Origin of the sequence: Natrinema limicola JCM 13563 (assembly GCF_000337475.1) — an archaeon.
GTDB classification, from domain to species: Archaea; Halobacteriota; Halobacteria; order Halobacteriales; family Natrialbaceae; genus Natrinema; species Natrinema limicola.
In genome coordinates this window covers 58394-80107 of sequence record NZ_AOIT01000016.1, presented here as the reverse complement: position 1 = coordinate 80107, position 21714 = coordinate 58394, and the positions used below count along the sequence as shown (strand labels likewise).

Annotated in this window: 25 protein-coding genes; 9 read left to right on the top strand and 16 right to left on the bottom strand. The window is 64.8% G+C overall.

The annotated features are described in order from the left end of the window. Window positions 1–78 precede the first annotated feature (78 nt). Entirely contained in the window at window positions 79–1371 is a 1293-nt protein-coding gene (locus tag C476_RS02190; protein ID WP_008009415.1) for an O-acetylhomoserine aminocarboxypropyltransferase/cysteine synthase family protein, read from the top strand. A gap of 3 nt (window positions 1372–1374) precedes the next feature. Here C476_RS02190 and C476_RS02185 read toward each other — a convergent pair whose 3' ends face one another. Continuing rightward, complete coding sequence (locus C476_RS02185) at window positions 1375–1572, bottom strand: hypothetical protein (protein WP_008009413.1); 198 nt, start codon at window positions 1570–1572, stop codon at window positions 1375–1377. Window positions 1573–1749: 177 nt separating this feature from the next. Between C476_RS02185 and C476_RS02180 the strand changes: the two genes are divergently transcribed. Next, the gene (locus tag C476_RS02180; protein WP_008009410.1) at window positions 1750–2280 is read left to right on the top strand and encodes a DUF5813 family protein; all 531 of its coding nucleotides are present in this window, start codon (window positions 1750–1752) and stop codon (window positions 2278–2280) included. Between the two features lie 379 nt (window positions 2281–2659). Here C476_RS02180 and C476_RS02175 read toward each other — a convergent pair whose 3' ends face one another. The 11 genes from C476_RS02175 to C476_RS02125 all read right to left on the bottom strand — a co-directional run bounded on the left by C476_RS02175 (window position 2660) and on the right by C476_RS02125 (window position 10273). Next, window positions 2660–2890, bottom strand: a complete 231-nt coding sequence (locus C476_RS02175) for an Lrp/AsnC family transcriptional regulator (protein WP_008009409.1) — start codon at window positions 2888–2890, stop codon at window positions 2660–2662. Further along, entirely contained in the window at window positions 2890–3636 is a 747-nt protein-coding gene (locus C476_RS02170) for a potassium channel family protein (RefSeq protein ID WP_008009407.1), read from the bottom strand. Before C476_RS02170 ends, C476_RS02175 begins: the two co-directional genes overlap by 1 nt. Window positions 3637–3775: 139 nt before the next feature. Then, window positions 3776–4006 (bottom strand): Lrp/AsnC family transcriptional regulator, encoded by a 231-nt coding sequence (locus tag C476_RS02165; protein WP_049911542.1) that lies wholly within the window; start codon window positions 4004–4006, stop codon window positions 3776–3778. A gap of 82 nt (window positions 4007–4088) precedes the next feature. Next, window positions 4089–4691 carry a dTMP kinase gene (tmk, locus tag C476_RS02160; RefSeq protein WP_008009403.1) on the bottom strand — a complete coding sequence of 201 codons (603 nt, stop codon included), beginning with the start codon at window positions 4689–4691 and terminating at the stop codon, window positions 4089–4091. Between the two features lie 70 nt (window positions 4692–4761). After that, window positions 4762–5511 (bottom strand): 3-oxoacyl-ACP reductase FabG, encoded by a 750-nt coding sequence (gene fabG / locus C476_RS02155; RefSeq protein ID WP_008009401.1) that lies wholly within the window; start codon window positions 5509–5511, stop codon window positions 4762–4764. Next, a complete protein-coding gene (locus tag C476_RS02150; protein ID WP_008009398.1) occupies window positions 5508–6455 on the bottom strand; it encodes an ACP S-malonyltransferase in 948 nt (315 codons plus the stop codon). Before C476_RS02150 ends, fabG begins: the two co-directional genes overlap by 4 nt. Before the next feature lie 27 nt (window positions 6456–6482). Beyond that, window positions 6483–6929 carry a holo-ACP synthase gene (locus C476_RS02145; protein WP_008009396.1) on the bottom strand — a complete coding sequence of 149 codons (447 nt, stop codon included), beginning with the start codon at window positions 6927–6929 and terminating at the stop codon, window positions 6483–6485. Window positions 6930–6931: 2 nt separating this feature from the next. Beyond that, window positions 6932–8152 carry a beta-ketoacyl-[acyl-carrier-protein] synthase family protein gene (locus C476_RS02140; RefSeq protein ID WP_008009395.1) on the bottom strand — a complete coding sequence of 407 codons (1221 nt, stop codon included), beginning with the start codon at window positions 8150–8152 and terminating at the stop codon, window positions 6932–6934. Between the two features lies 1 nt (window position 8153). Continuing rightward, window positions 8154–8399 carry an acyl carrier protein gene (locus C476_RS02135; protein ID WP_008009394.1) on the bottom strand — a complete coding sequence of 82 codons (246 nt, stop codon included), beginning with the start codon at window positions 8397–8399 and terminating at the stop codon, window positions 8154–8156. A gap of 51 nt (window positions 8400–8450) precedes the next feature. Beyond that, window positions 8451–9422 (bottom strand): quinone oxidoreductase family protein, encoded by a 972-nt coding sequence (locus C476_RS02130; protein WP_008009391.1) that lies wholly within the window; start codon window positions 9420–9422, stop codon window positions 8451–8453. A 2-nt stretch (window positions 9423–9424) separates the two neighbouring features. Then, window positions 9425–10273, bottom strand: a complete 849-nt coding sequence (locus C476_RS02125) for a ferritin family protein (protein ID WP_008009389.1) — start codon at window positions 10271–10273, stop codon at window positions 9425–9427. A 134-nt stretch (window positions 10274–10407) separates the two neighbouring features. Here C476_RS02125 and C476_RS02120 point away from each other — a divergent pair, with 134 nt between their 5' ends. From C476_RS02120 to cofG, 4 genes are all read left to right on the top strand, one after another. Continuing rightward, window positions 10408–11328 carry a complex I NDUFA9 subunit family protein gene (locus C476_RS02120; protein ID WP_008009388.1) on the top strand — a complete coding sequence of 307 codons (921 nt, stop codon included), beginning with the start codon at window positions 10408–10410 and terminating at the stop codon, window positions 11326–11328. A gap of 904 nt (window positions 11329–12232) precedes the next feature. After that, window positions 12233–13411 carry a tubulin/FtsZ family protein gene (locus C476_RS02115; protein ID WP_008009386.1) on the top strand — a complete coding sequence of 393 codons (1179 nt, stop codon included), beginning with the start codon at window positions 12233–12235 and terminating at the stop codon, window positions 13409–13411. Window positions 13412–13547: 136 nt separating this feature from the next. Next, complete coding sequence (gene cofC / locus C476_RS02110) at window positions 13548–14240, top strand: 2-phospho-L-lactate guanylyltransferase (protein WP_008009385.1); 693 nt, start codon at window positions 13548–13550, stop codon at window positions 14238–14240. 61 nt (window positions 14241–14301) lie between these two features. Then, entirely contained in the window at window positions 14302–15465 is a 1164-nt protein-coding gene (cofG, locus tag C476_RS02105; protein WP_008009383.1) for a 7,8-didemethyl-8-hydroxy-5-deazariboflavin synthase subunit CofG, read from the top strand. Here cofG and C476_RS02100 read toward each other — a convergent pair. The 4 genes from C476_RS02100 to cofH all read right to left on the bottom strand — a co-directional run bounded on the left by C476_RS02100 (window position 15462) and on the right by cofH (window position 19804). Continuing rightward, on the bottom strand, window positions 15462–15914 hold the full coding sequence (locus C476_RS02100) for a nucleoside deaminase (RefSeq protein WP_008009381.1): 453 nt from the start codon (window positions 15912–15914) through the stop codon (window positions 15462–15464). The genes cofG and C476_RS02100 overlap by 4 nt on opposite strands. Window positions 15915–16100: 186 nt before the next feature. Further along, window positions 16101–17108, bottom strand: a complete 1008-nt coding sequence (locus C476_RS02095; RefSeq protein ID WP_008009380.1) for a DUF4350 domain-containing protein — start codon at window positions 17106–17108, stop codon at window positions 16101–16103. Continuing rightward, entirely contained in the window at window positions 17105–18070 is a 966-nt protein-coding gene (locus C476_RS02090) for a S49 family peptidase (protein ID WP_008009378.1), read from the bottom strand. The genes C476_RS02095 and C476_RS02090 overlap by 4 nt, the downstream gene beginning before the upstream one ends. Window positions 18071–18424: 354 nt before the next feature. Then, window positions 18425–19804 carry a 7,8-didemethyl-8-hydroxy-5-deazariboflavin synthase subunit CofH gene (gene cofH / locus C476_RS02085; RefSeq protein WP_008009377.1) on the bottom strand — a complete coding sequence of 460 codons (1380 nt, stop codon included), beginning with the start codon at window positions 19802–19804 and terminating at the stop codon, window positions 18425–18427. 190 nt (window positions 19805–19994) lie between these two features. Between cofH and C476_RS02080 the strand changes: the two genes are divergently transcribed. The 3 genes from C476_RS02080 to C476_RS02070 all read left to right on the top strand — a co-directional run bounded on the left by C476_RS02080 (window position 19995) and on the right by C476_RS02070 (window position 21714). After that, window positions 19995–21014 carry a phosphoribosylaminoimidazolesuccinocarboxamide synthase gene (locus C476_RS02080; protein ID WP_008009375.1) on the top strand — a complete coding sequence of 340 codons (1020 nt, stop codon included), beginning with the start codon at window positions 19995–19997 and terminating at the stop codon, window positions 21012–21014. Between the two features lie 126 nt (window positions 21015–21140). Continuing rightward, window positions 21141–21344 (top strand): hypothetical protein, encoded by a 204-nt coding sequence (locus C476_RS02075; RefSeq protein WP_049911541.1) that lies wholly within the window; start codon window positions 21141–21143, stop codon window positions 21342–21344. 97 nt (window positions 21345–21441) lie between these two features. Further along, window positions 21442–21714 (top strand): MoaD/ThiS family protein, encoded by a 273-nt coding sequence (locus C476_RS02070; protein WP_008009372.1) that lies wholly within the window; start codon window positions 21442–21444, stop codon window positions 21712–21714.

The window sequence follows — 21714 nt, the reverse complement described above, 5'->3', positions numbered from 1 at the left end:
CTGCCCGCATCTCGGTCGTATTCCGGTGTCAAGGGAAACGCGAGGGGTTTTACGTGACGTGGCTGCAAGGACGCTGGTATGAGCGACGATTCCGATTTGGATGGCCATCATTTCGCAACGAACAGTATCCACGCTGGTCAGGAGCCGGACCCAACGACGGGTGCCCGCGCCCCGCCACTGTACCAGACCACCTCCTACGAGTTCGAGGACACCGACCACGCCGCCGCGCTGTTCGGCTTAGAAGAACTGGGCAACATCTACTCGCGGATCATGAACCCGACGAACGCGATGCTCGAGGAACGCATCGCGACGCTGGAAGGCGGCGTCGGCGCGCTCGCGACCGCCTCCGGGATGGCCGCGTTCGACCTCGCGACGTTCATCCTCGCGGACGTCGGCGACAACATCGTCTCCTCGTCGTCGCTCTACGGCGGAACCTACACCTACCTCACCCACACCGTCTCGAAACGCGGCGTCGAAACGAAGTTCGTCGACACCCTCGATTACGAGGCCTACGCCGAGGCCATCGACGACGACACCGCCTTCGTCCACTTGGAGACGATCGGCAACCCCGCGCTCGTCACACCCGACATCGAGCGCATCGCAGACATCGCCCACGACCACAATGTGCCGCTGTTCGTCGACAACACGTTTGCGACGCCGTATCTGTGCCGGCCCCTCGAGCACGGCGCGGACCTCGTCTGGAACTCGACGACCAAGTGGATCCACGGCGCGGGCTCAACCGTTGGTGGGATCCTCGTCGACGGCGGCTCGTTCCCCTGGGAAGACGGCGACTACCCCGAACTCACCGAGCCGAACCCGGCTTACCACGGCGTCAACTTCCGCGAGACGTTCGGCGACGCGGCCTTCGCGTTCGCCGCTCGGACCCGCGGCCTGCGAGACCTGGGGAATCAGCAGTCACCGTTCGACGCCTGGGTCACGCTCCAGAAACTCGAGTCGCTGCCGCTGCGAATGGAAAAACACTGCGAGAACGCGATGGCCGTCGCGGAGTACTTAGAAGACCACTCCGACGTGGCATGGGTCAACTACCCCGGCCTCGAGAGCCACGAGACCCACGAAAACGCCGCGAAGTACCTCGAGGGCGGTTACGGCGGTATGATCACCTTCGGGCTCGAGGGTGGCTACGACGCCGCCGAAACGGTCTGTAACGAGGTCGACCTGACGAGCCTGCTGGCGAACGTCGGCGACGCGAAGACGCTGATCATCCACCCCGCGAGTACGACGCACCAGCAACTCACCAAGGAGGAGAAGTTGGCCGGCGGCGTCACCGACGACCTCGTGCGCCTCTCGGTCGGCATCGAGGACGTCGACGACGTGATCGCGGATCTGGATCAGGCCATCGAACAGGCGTAGACGTCAGCGGGCACGGGTCGATGCGCCGTCGGCCTCACCGTCGCCGTCACGGTCGTCGTCCGCTTGTCGCGTGGGTTCGTCCCGGTCGGTCCCCCCGCTGTTGGTGTCGGTCCCGACGGGCAAGCCGGAGCCGCGGTCGCCGTCGGTTCCGAGAAGACGAGCGAATCGACGACGTTCCGCAGTTTTCCGATCGAGGGTCATGCCGTCGAGCGATGCTGAAGCTCCGGGTAGTACCGTCGGTTCGTTTCGGGCACAACGCGAGGTTTCTCGCTGAAACGGTCCGGAATCGGCGGCCGATCGCCGGGCGGTCTGCCGTCGCCGACGCGGCGAGCCAGCGACCCAAAACATCCTTTTCCGCCACGCCCCTCTGGACGACCGATGACCGATCTTCCGGCCTCCGTCGACCGCGCACTCGAGGCCCACGACGCGTTCGCCCGAACCGACGACGGCTACACACTCACGACGACCGTTTTCGAGACGACCGTCACGGCCGACGACGCCGACGGCAAGCGCGATGGCCGCTTCCACGTCACCGTCTTTCTCCCGACGCTCGACGCTGCCGTCGCCGGTGAGCACGTCGCCGACGTCGTCGAAGACGGCTGGTTCGAAACACTCGAGCGCCGCCTCGACGACGTCTTCGGCGTCGCCCACACGAGCACACACGACGATCCAGTCGTCGAACGCGACGGCGACGAGGTTCGAGTCTGTCTCGAGTACACCGCCTGGGACGCCACCGAAGGCGTCGAAGACGCCAAGGCACTCATCGAGTTCGTCGAAGGCACCTACGCACAGGGGATCATCCCCGGCTACGACTACCGCGGGCCGACGGCGACGCTGCTCGAAAACGCCCAGCAACAGGGTCAGCAGGCCGCAGACGACAACGGGAGCAGCGGCGGCATGCCGTTATAATAGGTCGACGATCGTTTCCAGATAAGACCTCTTTGGCCGGGAGCGTGGCTCGAGCAGACGCGAGAGCCACGCGACCCGGGGAAGGGCAGGTACTCTCCCTGTTACTGACCGCGAGCGAACCCGTGCGCGGCGCTACGCGCCGCGAGTAGTCGAACGGCCGACGGCCGTGAGACAGGGGGAGCGAGCGGGCCGACGACTGACCCAGAAGCCGCGCTTTGCGCGGCTGGCGGGCAAGGAGGAGTGTCCTCGTGAACAGAGTGAACGAGGGCTCGGAAGACGCGACGCGTCTTCCGGTGCTTTTGGTCCAGCTTTTACCGAGGGACGCCGCGCTGTGTGGCACCGCCACCAGCGCGGCAGATCGCAGCGTAAAAGCTGGGTCTTAGTCCATCGCGATGTACGTCTGCGTATCCTCGACCCCTTCGATACCCTGGATGTGGGTCGCGGCGATTTCCTTGACTTCGGCCGGCGTCTCAACCGTCGCTTTCGCGATGAGGTCGACATCGCCGGCGACGATGTGTGCCGATTGCACGCCCTCGATCGATTCGATACTATTTCTGAGTCGATCCGCCTCGCCCGTGTTCGCCTTGATCATGACGAATGCCGTAACCATTAGTTCACACCTCCAGTGTCACTGTTCGTATCACGATCCGTCGAGACCGAACTCGAGCCCGAGCCGGCGTTTGCGGCCGCTTGCATCGGGGTCTCGCCGACCAGCAGCTGGCGAACCTCGCTTAAGACGTCGAAGTCAGCGAGGACGACGAGCCGGTCGCCGTCCTCGAGCGAGCTATCTTCGGTCGGGATCTCGAGAGGGCTGTTGTTCTTGCCAAACGCGAGGACGGTCGCGTTGGCGGGCAACTGCAGTTCGCTGAGCGTATAGCCGTTGACGGGTGCCGCCTCGGTGATCGTGAGCTCGACGACCTGCAGGCTTGGGGCGATGTCGGCGATCGCCCGGATCGTCCCGCCGAGCAGGGCGTTTTTGGCACCGATCGCGCCAAGTCGCTCGGGATAGATGATCTCGTCGACCTGATCGGCGTACTTGCGATAGATCCCCTCGCGATAGGCCTCGTCGATCCGCATGACGGTTCGACAGCCGTAATGGTTCCCGATCATGCAGGCGGTGAAGTTGACGTTGAGGTCGCTGGTCAGTGCGCCGACGGCGTCGGCGTCCATCACGCCGGCTTCCTCAAGGACGGGTTCGCGGGAGCCGTCGCCCTCGATGACGGGAAAGTCCTGGTGCTGGGCGCGTTTGATCCGTTGTTCGTCGCGTTCGACCAGCGTTATCTCGTGGCCTTCGTCTCGCAGGACGCGTGCCGTCCGCAGCCCGACCCGTCCGGCCCCGATAATGACGAACTGCATAGACAGGCGTACGCTCGCCCCTGTGAATAAGTTTGCCCCCGACTAGCACGGTCGGTGATCGAACGGTGACTGTAATTGTGAGAAGAAAAGCACTCACTGACGCCGACACGACGTTGCTGTCACGACGGCGATCGAGCCGTCACCCCATCGCGATGTAGGTCTTCGTCTCGGTGACGCCGTTGAGTTGCTGCATCTGCGACGACGCTGCCTGAAGCACGTCGTAGACATCGGGGGCGTCGATCTCCGCGATGATGTCGTAGTTGCCCGCGACGATGTGGGCGTCGGCGACCGACTCGAGCCCGTTGATCTCTGCGAGGAGGCCCTCCGATTTCCCGGCAGCGGTCTTCACCATAATGAACGCATGGACCATCGGCAATGTGGTACGCTATGACACGACTAAAGCCTTTGCCCGAGTCTCGATCGCGACCAACGACGACGGTGTCGAACCGAGCTTAGCGCGATTCACCGAGCGCATCGGCCAGCACATCGGCCGTCGCCTCGAGGACCGCCTCGGGTGGTTGGGTCGCGTCGACGCGGACGAACCGGTCGGGATCGCGCTCGAGGAGGCGTTCGTAGTTGTCTCGAACCGACGCGAGGTACTCGGCGCGCTCGAATTTGTTCGTCGTCCCCGCGCGGGCCGCCGCGGTTTCGGGGTCGAGATCGAGGTAGATCGTCAGGTCAGGTTCAATCGAAAAGGGGCGGTGAACGTCGACGACGTACTCGAGAGGGTCCGCAAGGCCGTGGCCGTCGGCTGCCTCGAGGGTCGCGCCCTGATAGGCAAAGCGCGAGTCGGAGTAGCGATCGGAGATTACGAGGTCGTCGCGCTCGAGGGCAGGCTCGATCACCCGCGAGAGGTGGTCGGCGTGGTCGGCGGTGTAGAGAAACAGTTCCGCCAGCGGATCGGCGTCGTCATCTTCGATCGACCGGTAGACGGCGTCGCCGTACCAGGAGTTCGTCGGCTCGCGTGTGAACACGGCATCGGGATAGCGCTCGTGTAATGCCTCCCAGACCGTCGTCTTGCCGCTGCCATCCAACCCCTCGAGCGTGACGAGCATGGTCGCACCTCGTCGTGAGGGATACTACAATCTGTCGAGAGGCGCGCTCGGGTGCGTCGACGGCTGCCGATTACAGTACGAGGCCGTCGTCGACGCGCACGACTTCGCCGTTGACGTACGAGGCGGTGTCGCTGGCCAGGAACGTGATCACGTCAGCGACTTCCGCGGGCGTCGCGGTGCGGCCGCTCGCGGTGTTCGTCTCGACAGCCGACTCGTGGCCCTGCGATTTCGCAAGCAGGTCGGTGTCGGTGTAGCCGGGTGCGACGGCGTTGACGCGGATACCCTTGCCACCGAGCTCGCGGGCCGCCGCACGCGTGAGACCGAGGACGCCGGCCTTGCTTGCGGCGTAGTTGGCCTGCCCGGCCCCGCCGTGCTGGGCGGCGATGCTGGCAACGTTGACGATTCGGCCGCTCCGGTCGTCGCGTCGCAGCATTCGTCTGGCTGCTTCCCGCGTGCAGTAGAACGTGCCCGTGAGGTTGACGTCGATGACCCGTTGCCACTGCTCGGGCGTCATCCGAACCAGCAGCCCGTCGGCCACCGTTCCGGCGTTGTTCACCAGCACCGTCGGGGGGCCATACCGCTCGGCGATGGTCTCGAACGTCGCCGCCACCGCGTCGAAGTCGGCGACGTCGAACTGTTCGACTGTAGTCTCAGTAGGGAACGACGCTAGCGCCGCTGTCGTCTCGTCTGCGGCCGCGTCGTCCTCGTGGTAGGTGGCGACGACAGTCGCTCCCAGCTCGGCCAGTCGCGTCGCCACTGCGCGGCCGATGCCGCGTGTCCCACCGGTGACGACCGCGACCTCGCCCTCGAAGTCGATCACGCGAACACCTCCCGGGCGTCCGCGGGCGTCTCGAGCGCCCAGCACTCGGCCTCGGGCGCGATGCGTTCGACGAGTCCCGCTAGCACGCCGGCCGGAGGAAATGCGACGAACCGCTCGATCCCCTGTGCGAGAAGCGTCTCGATGACAGCCACCCAGTCGACCGGCGACGTGATCTGTGCCGTCAGATCCCGCTGCGCGACGGCCGGATCGGTATAGCACTCGCCGGTCACATCAGAGACGACAGGCAGTTCGGCCTCGCACAGTTCCACGTCGGCCATCGCCGTTTCGACGCAGTCGACGGCCGACGCCATCACCGGTGAATGGAACGCCGCCCCGACATCGAGTTCGCGAAACCGGGCGGTCGTCTGCTCCTCGAGACGTTCCCGAACCGCCGCTACGCCCTCGGTCGTGCCGCTGATCACGGTCTGTTTCGGCGCGTTGTATAGGGCGACGCCGACGTCCTCGCGGGTGGCACAGACCTCGGCGACCGCGTCCGGATCGGCCAGCAACACCGCCACCATCGTCCCTGGGCCGTCGGCGGCTGCCGCCCGTTCCATGCACTCGCCTCGTCGGTGGGTGAGGGCGGCCGTGGTCGCGGGCTCGATCGCGCCGGCGGCCGCCAGCGCGGTGAAGTGACCGAGGCTGTGGCCGGCGACGGCCGCCGGCTCGACGCCGAATTGGGCCGTCACACCCTCGTAGACCGCGATCCCCGTCGCCAGCAGTAGCGGCTGGGTATTGCTCGGGCGTTGGATTGCCTCGGCGGTTCCATCGAAGCACAGTCCCGGAAGGTCGATCTCGAGGGCGTCGTCGAGGTGATCGAAGGCCGCACGCGTCTCGGGCCAGTCGTCGTAGAACGCCCGTCCCATCCCGACGGTCTGGCTCCCCTGGCCGGGGAAGAGAAACGCCGTTCCGTCGAGCGTCGTGGCGGACTCGGCAGTGGTCATGTTGATGCTGTGAGTCAGACCATCCGCTTAGTGGTGTCGGGTCGCTACAACGGTAACCGAGCCGACGGCATAGCCTACGGTCTGATCGTGGCTCAAGCTGACGTCGATATCGGCTGTCGCGAGGGAACTGCCGCGTTCCTCGAGCGTCACAGCGAGCGCGTCGGCAGCGACGGGAGCAAGCGAGAGGTGGGGGCCGTCGGCCCGGCGATCGATTTCGATGGCGGCGGTCGGCACGCCGGGGGACGCACCGGCGAGTGTCTTCAGGAACGCCTCTTTAGCCGCCCAGCGGGCGGCGTAGTGCTGTGGCGGATCGGCCTGTGCCTCGCAGTAGGCCTGTTCGGCCGGCGTGAACGCGCGGTCACGGAACGAGTCACCGAACTCCGCGAGGAGGTCAGCGATGCGGGAGATGGAGACGATGTCGACGCCGTCGAAGACGATGGGATCGGAGCCGAAAGTGGGTGCGTCGTCGGCCATCGTTACGGGCGCTCGAACACGAGTACCCCGTTGGTTCCGCCGAAACCGGCCGACGTACTCACGGCGACGTCGACGACCGTCTCGCACGGCTCAGTGACGACCGGCAAATCACAGGCCGGATCGGGCGTCTCGTAGTTCAGTGTCGGCGGAATCGTCCCTTCGGCGATGGTCCGAGCGACGACGGCGGCCTCGATCGCGCCGGCAGCGCCGAGCGCGTGTCCGAGATGGCCCTTGATACTCGTCGTCGGCGGGACGCCGCTCTCGTCGAATACCGCTGTGAGCGCGTCAGCTTCACGAGCGTCGCCGACTGGGGTGCTCGTGGCATGGGCGTTGACGTGATCGACGGCGGCCGACTCTCTGTCGGCATCGGACAGCGCCTGCTCGAGACAGCGCCGAAGGCCGTCACCCGCTTCGGCCGGCCGCGTGGGATGGTGGGCGTCGGCGGTCCGGCCGGCTCCGGTGATCGCGGCGTACGGCGTCGCGCCGCGCTCGCGGGCGTGCTCGCGTGCCTCGAGGATGACGATGCCACAGCCCTCGGATAGTACGAGTCCGTCCCGATCGTCGTCGAAGGGACGACTCGCTGCTGCGGGATCATCAGTGGTGCTGAGCGCCCGCATCGCATCGAAGCTGCCGACGCCCAGCGGCGAGATCGCGGCGTCGGTGCCACCGGCGACGACGACATCGGCCCGGCCGCGCCGAACGTCGTCGGCTGCGGCCGCGATGGCGTGGGTACCCGCCGAACATGCCGTGCCCGGCGCGCGGTTCGGTCCCTTCGCGCCGATCGTCATGCTGACGTGTCCGGCTGCGAGGTTCGTCAGTGCACTCACGAGAAACGATGGCGAGGGGCGCTCGCCCGCCGCGGCTTCGATTTCGGACAGGCCGGCTAGTCCGGAGCCGATGCTGGTCCCCACTCGTTCGGCGTTCCAGTCGGGGCTGGCGGCGTCGAACCCGGCGTCCGCAAGCGCCTCGGCGGTTGCGGCAACGGCGAACTGGGCGTACCGGCCCATCGTCCGGTCGTCGACGCGGTCGTCGGGCGCGACGGCTGCCGGGTCTTCCCCTACTTGGCAGGCGATCGACGCCCGCAGCCCCGCCTCGTCGGGGTCGAAGCGCGTGATCGGCCCCGCGCCGCTCGTCCCCTCGAGCAGCCCGTCCCAGGTCCGCTCGACGCTCTCGCCCAGCGGCGTCACCAGGCCGAGGCCGGTCACGACCACCTCGCGGCTCATCTCAGGCGCGCTCGTCGACGTACGCCGTCAGGTCGCCGACCGTCTCGAGGTCCTCGAGATCATCATCAGGAACGTGGACGCCGACCTCTGCCTCGATGGCCTCTGCGATTTCGACCAGATCGAGCGAATCGGCATCAAGCGTCTCCCCGTCGAACGGTGTGCCATCGTCGAATGCGTCCGCGTCGACGCGCAATCGGTCGGCAACGATCCCTTCAACACGATCGGGTACACCCTCCGTAGCTGTCATGTGCTGTCGTTCCGCGAGCGCCGTCAAAACCGTCCCGGTTCTCGTCGGCCCCTATGGCTCGAGGACGACCGTGCCAACGGTCTCGCGGTCAGCAAGTGCGTCGTGGGCCTGCCCGGCGTCCGCCAGCGCCAGTGTCCGGTCGACGACGACGTCGACCTGTCCCGTCGCGATGTGGTCGAGCAGCGACGGCACCGCACCGAGGACGCGCTCGGGAACGTGTTCGATGGCGTGCTCGAGGTGGTAGCCGCGAACGGACTGATTCGCGAAGAACAGTCGCGGGGTCGCGACGGTTGGCACGGACCCGCTTGCCATCCCGAACGAGACGATGCGACCGACCGGTGCGAGCGCGTCCACGCTGGCGGCGAATGCGTCGCCGCCGACCCCATCAACGACGAGGTCGACGCCACGGTCGTCCGTCCGTTCGTTGACGGCGTCTGCGACGTCGGTGTCTGTGTAGTCGATGGTGTGGTCGGCCCCGAGGTCGCGTGCCAACTCGCGTTTCGCCGCGGTGCTTGCAGTCGCGAAGACGGTCGCCCCGGCTGTGGCGGCCAACTGAACGGCGAGCGAGCCGACGCCGCCGGCCCCGGCGTGGATCAGGACCCGGTCGTCGGCCGACAGCTCGCCCCACTCGTGGAGGACGTTGTGGGCGGTCAGTCCTTGGACCGGCAGGGCCGTCGCGTCGGCCCACGGGATCGAGTTTGGTATCCGGAAAGTACGGTCGACGGGTGCCGTCGCGACCGCCGCGTAGCCGCCGGTCGACGACAGCGCGGCGACGCGGTCGCCGACCGCGAGGTCGCTCGCCTCCGGCGCAGCCGTGACGGTCCCGGCGACGGCCAGCCCCGGCACGAACGGCGGTGACGGACTATCTGGATAGGCCCCACGGCGTTGCTCGATATCGGCGAAGTTGACGCCGGCGGCCGCGACGTCAATTGCGACCTCGTCTGCGCTCGGCGTGGGCGCGTCCCGGTCGGTGACTGTCAACACGTCGCTGTCGCCGTATTCGGATACTTCGACGGCTCGCATGGTCAGTCCTCGGCCGCCGGGTCGGAAGCGGCTTCGCCAGGCAGTTGCTGGAGTCGGTTTCGACGCTGCTGGGCGACGAACGCGACGAGGTCGTCGCTGTCGGGGCCGGGCAGGCGATGCCACCCCATCCGTTCGACGACGGCATCGACCGGCTCTGCAAGGCCCATGACCGTCTCCTCGACGAGCGAGCGCTCGACCGCCCCGCTCTCGAGGAGGGCCGCAAGTCGGTCCATCCCGTAGCCGACGTGGCGGCCCTCGTCTCGACGGATGCCGCTAAACCCCTCGACCAGCCCGGGAAGCGACGGGCCATCGGTCTCCGGGCCGAACGTCGACTCGACGGCGTGAAAGCCGGTCTGGCCGAAGACGCCCTCGACCGTCAGGTGGTAGTGACAGTACGCTCGCGCCCGGTTTGCAGGCGTATCTGCCTCGAGCAGGCGGTTCATCGCTGCTTCGGTTCGGCCGAAGACCTCCTCGTAGGAGTCGGTGAACCAGCGGTCGGCCGTCGGTGCGGTCGGCTCAAGGCCTCGAGCCTCCGCTGCAGGCCTGACAGCGTCGTTCCAGTAGCGCTCGAAGAAGGCAGCGTGTTTGGCCTCGTCGTAGAGGTGGCTCGCGACGAATCGCTGATCGCTGTCGTCGTCGACGACCGCGGCAACCGGCACCAGATCCTCGGTGACGTGTTCCTCGCCCGCGCCGAACATGGCGAGCGTCGCACGCAGCTGCGTAAACGCACTCCGGCTGAGGCCGGTAAGCGTCTCCCGGTCAGCCGCCAAGTCGATCGCGTACGGATCCCAGTGGCGCTCGACTGCCTGCCTGAAGTATCGCTCCGTCGTCTCTCGCGTGTCCGGCGGCATGTCAGCCCTGTTTGATGAAGCCGAAAATAAGGCTGCTCATCCCGACCGATAGTGACCTAGCGACCGGCCCGATTCGCTGCTGGCTGCATACGTAGCCGTTCATCTATTTATCTGTGCAGGATCATCTTTCACGTATGAAGATCCTCGTCGCCGGCGGCACCGGCTTTATCGGCACGAACCTGTGTGCGGAACTGGCCGAGCGGGGCCACGAGGTAACGGCACTGTCACGATCGCCGGACAGGGACGGACTTCCCGACGGCGTCGAGACGGCGATCGGCGACGTCAGCGCCTCCGACTCGATCGCCACAACCGTCGCGGACCACGATGCCGTCGTCAACCTCGTCTCGCTCTCGCCGCTGTTCGAGCCCCCTCGCGGGACGAGCCACGAGGAGGTCCACCTCGGCGGCACCGAGAACCTCGTTCGCGCTGCCGAAGACGGCGACGTCGACCGGTTCCTCCAGTTGAGCGCGCTCGGTGCCGATCCGAACGGCGACACCGCCTACATCCGAACCAAGGGACAGGCAGAGCGGGTCGTCCGGGACTCGAGTCTCGCGTGGACGATCGTCCGCCCGTCGGTCGTCTTCGGCGACGGCGGCGAGTTCGTCGACTTCACGAAGACCCTGACGACGCCGTACGTGACGGGGTTGCCCGGTGGCGGGAAAACCCGGTTCCAACCCATCTGGGTCGGCGACCTCGTGCCGATACTGGCCGACGCGCTCGAAGACGATACCCACGTCAGCGAGACCTACGAGATCGGCGGCCCACAGGTCCTCACGCTCGCAGATGTGACGGAATTGGCCTACGAAGCCGAGGGCAAAGACGTCACGATCGTCCCGATCCCGATGGGGCTCGCCAGAGTCGGGCTCTCGGCGGCCGGTCCACTGCCGTTCGTGCCCTTCGGCCCAGATCAGGCCCGCTCGCTCGCGTTCGACAACACCGTCGTTGACAACGACGTAACTGCCTTCGGCCGCGATCCGTCGGAGCTGACAACGCTGGGTTCGTATCTCGGCCTCGAGCGGGCACCACGAGGGGCGAAACCGGCTGGCACGGCCTAATTGCGACGCCGGCAGTAGTATTGACATCCTCCTCCGCGTAAACGCGGAGGAATCCCGAGCGGTAGGAGTTTCAGGTTCGCAGTCCAGTCACCGGACTACCAGTCCTTTCGGGCACGGGTAGTCCCACACATCGAACTGGTGGACTGTTGGCGGTGCCAAACCGCCGTTACCCNTACCAGTCCTTTCGGGCACGGGTAGTCCCACACATCGAACTGGTGGACTGTTGGCGGTGCCAAACCGCCGTTACCCCTATCCTCGACCGTATTTGGCGTCCCGGTGTTGTTTTTGCCAGCGAGACGCCGGCAGGTGTCAGCAGAGTCGGGGGTATCGTGGTGCCCGCTTTGAACAGTCAGCACAGACACACTCTTCTGGAATGTGCGTTCACCNGTTCACCGACTGCCTTTTCGGATACTGCCTCGTTTCGTGGGCGGACAGGCCGTGGTTCGAAAATCTTCGATTTTCGTCATCAAGCGAAACCGAAGGTTTCGCGGACATCGCGAATCTCCGATTCGCTCAGTCACGAGAGAGCAAAGCTCTCTCGAACGACCTCCGAAGGACAGTTCGGAATCCGATCCGTTCCGACCGATTCCTACTCTACAGTAGGTCGCCTGTCACTTAAACATCACCATGGGAAACTCGGGGGTGGCGTTTGAACGGTGGGTTGTTACCACAAGTGACGGCGCGTATCCACGCCGTGAACGGCGTGGTATTGTGCCTGTTCAGCCTATAAACACCCATCAACTGATATACATAACCAGTGGTAGTTAGACCCGCATTTCGCGGGTAGATCCGGTTCGTTCTTTCTATTTAGCGTGATGGTACAGTATTCGAGAAAGTCAGCTTAGCGCAAGGTTTATATCCTCCATTGCACTGGTACCAATCCAACGGAGCCCCCTGACAAACAATGAAGCTGGCGATGATCGGATTCGGACAGGCCGGTGGCAAGATCGTCGATCGATTCCTCGAGTACGACGATCGGACGAACAGCGGAATCGTCCGCGCGGCGATTGCCGTCAACTCCGCGAAGGCGGACCTCATCGGTCTCGACAATATTCCCCAGGAGAATCGCGTACTCATCGGCCAGGCCCGTGTCAAGGGCCATGGCGTGGGTGCTGACAACGAACTCGGCGCGGAAGTCGCCGAGGAGGACATCGACGAGGTGCAAAACGCCATCGACCAGATCCCGACCCACGAGGTCGACGCGTTCCTGATCGTCGCTGGCATGGGTGGCGGCACCGGTTCGGGTGGCGCACCCGTCCTCGCCAAACACCTCAAACGGATCTACACGATCCCTGTCTACGGGCTCGGCGTCCTGCCGGGCACGGACGAGGGTGGCATCTACACGCTCAACGCGGCCCGTTCGTTCCAGACGTTCGTCCGCGAGGTCGACAACCTGCTCGTCTTCGACAACGACTCCTGGCGACAGACCGGCGAATCCATGGAGGGCGGCTACGAGCAGATCAACGAGGAGATCGTCCGCCGCTTTGGCATCCTCTTCGGTGCCGGCGAAGTCGGCGATGGCGAAGACGTCGCCGAGAGCGTCGTCGACTCCTCCGAGATCATCAATACACTCTCGGGCGGCGGGGTGTCGACCGTCGGCTACGCAAGCGAGGAGGNATCAGAGATGTGTATAAGAGACAGCCTCTCGCGGTTTACCGGCGACGATGGTGGCGACGACGGGTTAGACGCCGCCAACACCACGAACCGCATCACGAGCCTCGTCCGCAAGGCCGCGCTCGGCCGACTCACGCTGCCCTGTGAAATCGAAGGCACCGAACGTGCCCTGCTCGTCCTCTCCGGTCCCTCGGAGTACCTCAATCGGAAAGGCATCGAACGCGGGCGCAAATGGCTCGAGGAGGAAACCGGCAGCATGGAAGTTCGCGGTGGCGACTTCCCACGAGAGGAACCCGAAGTCTCCGCGGCGATCCTGCTTTCGGGCGTGACGAACGTCCCGCGGATCAAGCGCCTCCAGCAGGTCGCTATCGAGGCTCAGGACAACATCGAGGACATCCAGCAAGAGAGCGAGGAGAACCTGGAGGAACTCGTCGAGGACGACGAGGACGAACTCGAACCGCTGTTCTAGACCACCATTCCGTTTTGCGGTCGACGGCCCGAGCGGCCGCACTCGTGTCGGGGGGCACGAGGCTCGAGCCGCTCAGAGTCCGTATCTGACTCCGACGTGCTTTTGAGCGCGCCCGGAGTACGGCACCCACATTCAGATGCGCGTTCTGGTCCCGTTCGCCGCCGAGACGCCGAAGACTCGCCTCGAGTCCGTGCTGTCCCCGGCCGAGCGGGCGGCCTTCGCTCGCGCCATGCTCACGGACGTCCTGCGGGCGGTCGTCGAGGCGGGCCACGAGCCGACGATCGTCGCGACTGCCCCGCTTGAGCTTGCCGCGCCCGGCCTCGAGATCCCGGACGACGTCGCCACAGCAGTGTCGGTCACGGTCGACGACCGACCGCTGACGGACGCGGTCAACGCGCGATTGCCGGACGGCAACGCAACGACCGCAGACGCCGTCGCGGTCGTCATGGCCGATCTCGCACTGGCGACCCCCGATGCACTCGAGCGACTCCTGACAGCCACGGCCGATGTCGCGATCGCACCAGGACGCGCAGGCGGGACGAACGCACTCGTCGTTCGCGACCCCGCGTTTACCGTCGACTATCACGGGGCTTCGTATCTCGACCACTGTGCGATCGCTCGTAAGGTCGGGGCCACCCTCGAGACGATCGACTCGTTCCGGCTGGGAACGGATATCGACGAACCCGAGGATCTCGTCGAAGTGCTCGTCCACGGACGTGAAACCGACCGTGCACTCGCCTATCTCCGGAAGGTGGGGTTCGAACTCGACGATCGTGACGGGCGGGTCGGCGTCAGACGTGACGAGGCGTCGATGACGGAAACGCGATAGCCATCGGCCCATACACCGCGAAGCCAAGCGCTTATACGCCGAGCGACGACACAGAGAGGTAATGATCCCCGGGGCGAACGAGTATGGCGTCGAAATCACGATCGACGAGCGGGCCGTCGAGGAGCTGCGTGCGGTCAGCCCGACCGACGTCGACGCGCCGTCGGCACTGACCTTCGCACGGAACGTCTTCGTGCCGCTGACGACGGCCTGTCGCTACACCTGTACCTACTGTACGTACTTCGACCCGCCGGGACAGGCCTCCCTGCTCTCGCTCGAGGACGTCCGCGAGATCTGTCGGCGTGGCGCGGACGCGGGCTGTACCGAGGCACTGTTTACGTTTGGCGACGACCCCGACGACCGCTACACTGAGATTCATGCCCAACTCGACGCGTGGGGCTATGACTCGATCCACGACTACCTACGTGCGGCCTGTGAAGTCGCCCTCGAAGAGGGGCTGCTCCCCCATGCCAATCCGGGCGATCAGACGCGCACACAAATGGAAACTGTCGCGGACGTCAACGCCAGCATGGGCGTCATGCTCGAGACGACCGCCGACGTCGATGCGCATGCCGGCCCGCGCCGAAAAGAACCAGGACAGCGCCTGCGGACTATCAAGAACGCGGGCGAACTCGACGTCGCGTTCACGACCGGGATTCTGGTGGGGATCGGCGAGACGTGGCGCGATCGGGCCGAAAGCCTGCTTGCGATCCGCGAGCTACACGGCCGCTACGACCACATCCAAGAGGTAATCGTCCAGCCGGTCGTGAACAACGAGCGCTGGGCCGGCGGTTCGCCCGACCTCGCGACGATGCGTCGCGTGACAGCCATGGCCCGCGCCGCGCTCCCCGACGAAATCTCGATCCAGGTCCCGCCGAATCTCGCGCCCGCGAAAGACCTGATCGACTGTGGCGTCGACGATCTGGGCGGTGTCTCGCCGGTCACCGACGACCACATCAATCCAGAGTACGCATGGCCCGCGCTGCGCGAGCTCGAGGAAATCGCCGCGTACGCAGACGTCCCGCTCGGCGAGCGATTGCCCGTCTACGAGCGATTTCTGCCAGCAGATATGCGACTGGACCGGTTCGATGGCACCGTCGCCGAGGGTGCGGACGGCGATCGCGACTGGCTCTCGCCGACCGTCCGAGATGCGCTCGCAGCCGACGATCCGGCGGGCGAGCGCTATCGGGCGGTGCTTCGCGATCGGACGACGACGCTCGCGGATTAGAAGAAGTCCTCGTGGACTGCGAGCCCCTCGTCCTCGAGCATCGGTCCCTCCACGATCGTCGCTCCGTCAGCCCGGTCGACGACTTCTGCGCAGGGAATCTCGATCACGTCGTCGGCTCGTACGTCAGCGAGCGAGTCGACGGGCACGCTGTAAACGACCCGGTCGAGCCCCGCGTAGACGATCGCGCTCGCACACATCGGACACGGCTCCGTGCTGGTGTACATCGTACACGCCGCGCGATCGGCTGGCTCGAGTTCCATCGCGGCCCATCTGGCTAATTTGAACTCCGGGTGGGCAGCGATGTCGTCGTCGGTCAGCGTCGTGTTCTCGGCCGTTCTGACGATCTCGTCGTCGACGACGAGCAGGGAACCGAAGGGTGTGTTGCCGCTTTCGACTGCCGATTCCGCGAGACCGATCGCCCGCCGCACGTACGACTCGTCGCTTGTCATACCGGTTTGTCGGCTGCCATCACTGATACGGCTTGCTGTACTCTCGACCGCGCCGTTTCCGCTGTCAGGACCACCGACTCTCGTGCGCGTCCGATCTGAGAGAGTACTGATAACATGGACTGGCAGCGATCGAGACCGCTTCGCTCACTCGAGTCGTCGAAAAAAGCGGCGATGGAGCGGTCTCGGCTACGTGCTCGGCAGTTGAGGTGGACTGGATTCCGCGGATTCCGCCTTCATGCCAGTGTCACGCTCAGCACTCGTCTCCTCGGGAACGCCGGGCACTTTCTCACCGGTCACGAGGAACTCGAGGATGTTGCCGATCAGGACATCGTTGTCAGCACGGTTGTAGTTCGTACTGGACATGAAGCCGGGATCGCCGACTGCGATCGCGTTCCCGCTCCGTGCAAGGACACTGTACGCTCCCGTCTCTCGGGTTTCGGAGTGTTCCGTTCCCTCGAGCGTCGTGAGGAGGGTCTGCCCGTCTGTGACGACCGGCGTCGGGCCGTCGAAGACGACGCGGTCGACGCCGTCGGTCAGTCCGGAGTCGGTCGACGGGGTCGCATAGATCGACTGGAAGTTGTTCTCATACTCCTCCATGTTGTAGAGGTAGCCAGTGTCGTAGGCGATGCCCACAGGCGAGGTGACGGCAGCGAACTCGTCGCCGGTCGGCTGGGTGCCCCCGAGCAGTCCGAGCAGTCCACCGAGGCCACCCGAGTCAGGACCGGCAGCGAACAGGACGCGGCCGCCGGCATCGGCAAACGCGCTCACGCCAGCTGCTTCTTCGGCGGTGTATCGCGTTTCGGGTTCGACGACGATCAGCGCGTCGGCACCACGGAGCGTCTCGTTCAAGTCTGCAGCAGGATCACTGTCGAACTCGTCCGACGCTTCGTGATACTGCACGGTGTGGCCGCCCGCGGTTAGCGCGGAGACGACTGGCTCGAGGGCTTCCTCGGAGACGTCGTTCGAGTGGGCGACGTCGATCACGATGGTCTTTGACTCGCCGTCGTCATCGTAGGCGATCGTCCCGTTGCGGTCGACTGTCGGCGCGTCGATCGCGCTCGGCTGGAACTGTTGTTGATCAACCGTCGGTTGTGCTGTCATCCCATGGTTGGTAACGAGTCCGGCTGCACCCACGCTGGCGACAGTGACGAGCACGACGGTAGCGAAGACGACGAGCCGAGAGCGGACGTTCATGGGCGATCACCTCCAGTCTCGTTGGCCACGGGGCGCTCGAGCTCGGTCGCGTCGATGACCCGTTCGTTATCGACCGACCCCCACAGCGCGAGGAACGTCGGTGTATTGACGGCACCGTACCGTCCGTAGGTCTGCGGATGAACGGTGGACGCCTCCGGGCGGTCACCGTTCTCACTGCCGATGATCAACGAAGTGCCGGAGAGCGGTTCACTCTCCATTTCGATGGTGTCGTAGTCTTTGAGGCCGGCCATGTCTGCAGCCGTCCCGATTGCGACCTCGGTGTCACCGATATCATCTGCGAGGCCGTTCTCGACGCTTTTGGTGCCGGTGTAGACCTTGGCGTACGCCAGTTCCGTCTCTGAAAGGGTCAACTCGTCGCCACGATGCTCGATGACGGTGCCGACAAACGCCTGCCGCATCATCTCAACCTGTGCCTTGTACTCGGTTTCGGTGCCGCCGGTGTTCTTGTCGGGACCAGTCGTGATTTGCTCGTCCGTCGGCGGCACGTCGAAGTACGTCGCCCGAACGCCGATGCTACCGACGATCGAGCCCGGCTTGACGTAGATTTCGTCGCTCGGCGCAATCATGTAATACCCGCCCGAGGCGGCCGTCGAGTCGACGCTCGTAACGACGGGCATCTGTTCAGCGGTGCGTTCGACAGCGAGGTATAACCCCTCGCTCACACTGACACCACCACCGGGGCTGTCGACATCCAACACGACCGCACTGATCGAGTCGTTCTGTCGTGCCTCTTGGAGGTCGTCCGTGATTCGCTCGGCAGACGATTCAGTGAGTGTTGAATCGACTTCGATTACGGCAACTGTTCCGTCGGGATTGCTCGTCGACCCCCAGACGATCGGTGCCAGACTGGCACTGACGAGGAGGGCAACGATGACGACCGTCACGTAGGACTTCGCGACGGTCCCCAGCAGGTTTCGCAGGGACGCAAATGTTGGAGTCATATCACAACGCCACATACTTTTCAAATTACATTATATAATATATTCCATTTCTAATCAGTTCAAGGAGTGTATGATACCACTGGCCATAGATCGCCGTTCAAACGGCGGTTTCTGTATGGAACATCGGCCAGTCATCCACGAGGAGCGGCCGCTCATCGGACTTGAATTCTTGCGGCCCACTGGGCCAACTCCCGATTGGCGGTGATGTCGTCGTCAGTCAGCGTCGTGTTCTTGGCCGTCCGGATAAATCGTCATCCGGACTACTGTCAGTCAGTACCGGCCAACCGCGACCCGCACTGCGGTCTCACCCGGGCTCTCGGTACAGTAGACCGTATCACAGCGCCTCTACGAACCTCACTTGGCGGATCGGCTCGCCCGCGTTTCGCGTTCCTCGCGAGTCAGCAACGGCGTTCCATCCGCGTTCGGTCCGAGTTGCGGGCCAAAGGGCGGCTCGTCCGGATCGATGACCCGCCGCGTCTCGTAGTCGGTCGAGCGCTCGACAGGAACCCGGCCGATCGAGGTGATCATTTCAACGTAGTCTGCAAACGATCGGAACTCGCCGTAGCCGCCGCCGGCGCGCTTGGTGATCTCTTCGGAGAGGATCGTTCCCATGTAGTCGTCGGCACCGCAGTTGAGCAGCTTCAGCCCGTGCTCGTCGCCATACTTGACCCACGAGGACTGAATGTGCTCGATGTTATCCAGAAAGAGCCGCGAGACGGCGATCATCAGTTCGTCCTCGTCGGTGCTCGCGCCACCGGCGACCACGTCGTGTTCGAACAGCGGCGTGTTCTGATGGATAAAGGACAGTGGGACGAACTCCGTGATCGCACCGGTCCGGTCCTGCAGGTCCCGAACGCGTTGCAGGTGCATCGCGCGGTGGGCCTCGTTCTCGACGTGACCGTACATGATCGTCGCCGTCATGTCGAAGCCGACGGACGCGGCGGCTTCCATGGCCTCGAGCCAGCCGTCGGTGCTGATCTTGCCGGGACAGATCACCTCGCGGACCTCCTCGACGAGGATTTCCGCGGCGGTGCCGGGAACCGTATCGAGTCCCGCGTCTTTCAACCGGCTGTAAACCTCCTCGTAGTCCCAGTCGGTGCCCCGCCGGGCGTGATAGACCTCCTCGGGAGTCATCGAGTGAACGTGGACGTCGTCGACGCTCATCGCAGCGATCTGGTCCGTATAGGTTCCAGGGCTGGTCTCGTACGCTTCAGGTGGCTTGTAGTTGATTTCCTTCGGGTTCGGATGGGTCTCGAGGAGTTCCCGGTGGTCGTCGTCGAGCGCGAACGCAGGGTGGAGTCCAGACACTGACGTCACCTCGTAGATGCCGCGCTCGACGGCGTCGGCGACGATTTCGCGTGACTCCGCTGGCGTTTTCGTAAAGCCCGCGGTCTCGATCTCGGTTTCGCGTTCGAACGTGTGGGCGGCGTCTTTGAAGTTACAGAACAGACAGCCCACGTTACAGGCCGTCGTGACGTTGTTATTCAGGTTCGCGATGAAGGTGACCTCCTCGCCGACTTCTTCGGCGCGGCGTCGATCGGCTGCCTCGAGGACGCGTTCCTTGCGCCGGCGGACGATCCCCTCGCTGTCGGTCCCCGTGGTGAGCAATTCGATGGCGTCGTCAACTGTGAGTCGATCGCCGTTGCGTGCCTTCGCCAGCGCGTTCTCGAATGACTGGTCAGTTTCGGGAACGTGTTCGAACGTGAGGTCGGCCTCGGTCACCGGTCGCTCCATCGGCATAGCAATGCCTGCACAGCGAGAAAAGGGTGATGGATCCGGTAGTGTGCCTGTTCGCGGGGGTCCCCGTGTCGGGTTCCGGCGATAGCATCGCCGGTGGGCAACACGATACTGAAACCTTCTTACCGTCCGGCCACCCCAACTTGGATATGAACTGCGGCGACGGACACGTGCTGGGGTGTCTCGCATGACGAGCGTCAAAGAGTTCCGCATCGAGGAGAACGCGACCGCCGAGGAGCTTGGCCGGGGATCCTTTGTTTTCACCGACGACTACTCGGTGTTCGACTGGGGGAAAATGCCCGACCAGATCCCACAGAAGGGCGCAACCCTCTGTACGATGGGCGCGTTCAACTTCGAACTGCTCGAGTCCGAGGGCGTCCCGACCCACTACCGCGGTGTCGTCGAGAACGGCGACGTCGTCCCGCTCGAGGAGGCGTCCCATCCACCCTGGGAGATGGCCATCGATCTCACGCAGGTGCCGGATCTGCCCCACGAGGGCCGTGAATACGACTACGACCACTACCACGAGGCAGCCGGCGAGAACTACCTGATTCCGCTCGAGATCGTCTTCCGCAACCGGGTTCCCGTCGGCTCGAGTCTGCGCCGTCGGACCGATCCCACAGACCACGACCTCGAGTTCGAACGCTGGCCCGACGAAGCCGTCGACCTCGATGAGCCGATCGTCGAGTTTTCCACGAAATACGAGGAAAGCGACCGCTACCTCGAGCGTGACGAGGCCGACGCCATCGCCGGCGTCGCCGCGATCGACGACCTCGAGGCGGTCGCCCGCGAGGTCAACCGAATCATCACCGAGCAGGCCGAGTCGGCGGGTCTGGTCCACGAGGACGGCAAGATCGAGTGTCTCTACTATCAGGGCGAGATCCGCGTCGCCGACGTCGTCGGCACGTTCGACGAGAACCGCTTTAGCTACGAGGGCACCCAACTCTCGAAGGAGGTTCTGCGCCAGTACCACAAGCGCACCCAGCCCGACTGGGTCGAAGCCGTCGACGCCGCGAAAGCCGAGGCAAAACAGGAAGACATCGCTGACTGGAAGTCGCTCTGCGACGAGGCTCCCGACCCGCTCACAGAGGAAGTCCTCGAGACCGCCCGCGACATGTACTGTGCAGGCGCGAACGCCTACACCGACAACGCGTTCTTCGACGCGCCGCCACTCTCGAGTGCGGTCGGGGCGGTCCAGCGACTCTAAACCGCGTCCCGGTCGCCGCCACGGGCAACCGTGATCTCGAGCCGATTCGAGAGTGTCTCGTTTTCTCCGACGGCAACGGACAGCAACCCTCATATGGAAGGCTCGAGAACAGCCGTCCGAGTACAGATGATACCCGCTAGTGGAATCGCTGCGAGTATCGTCTCGTTCAGTCTCACCACCGGTATTGCCACTGCCGCTGGCGCTATGGTGGCGCTGTTCGTCCTCGCGATGATCGCGTTCGCCGCCATGTCGGCGTTCTCGTCGACGTGGGTCGGTCGGCCGGACATGGCGTCAGCCACTGATGCTGACACTGCACCGGGCGACGAGTGACATCCTCCTCGCAGAAAGATAGGGGCGGCCACCACCCCTCGGGCGTCGCCGACGGGGGCGTGGACACGCTCTTGTCCGTCCACGGCCACTCTCCCCCATGGAGACCACAATCACCGTATACGGTCCCCTGCGCAGCGCGACCGGCGCGAAGACGGTCACGCTCGAGTGGGCCGGCGGGACGGTCGCAGACGCGATCGCGGCGCTCGTCGACGCGTATCCGCGCGCTGAGCAGTACCTCTACGACGGCGACCAACTCCGACCGAGCGTCAGGGTCTCGCTCGATGGCGAGCGCATCGACCTCGTCACGCGGGTGCCGGAGGGTGCATCGCTGACAGTTGTTCCTGCGGTTCAGGGCGGCGCTCGAGAATAA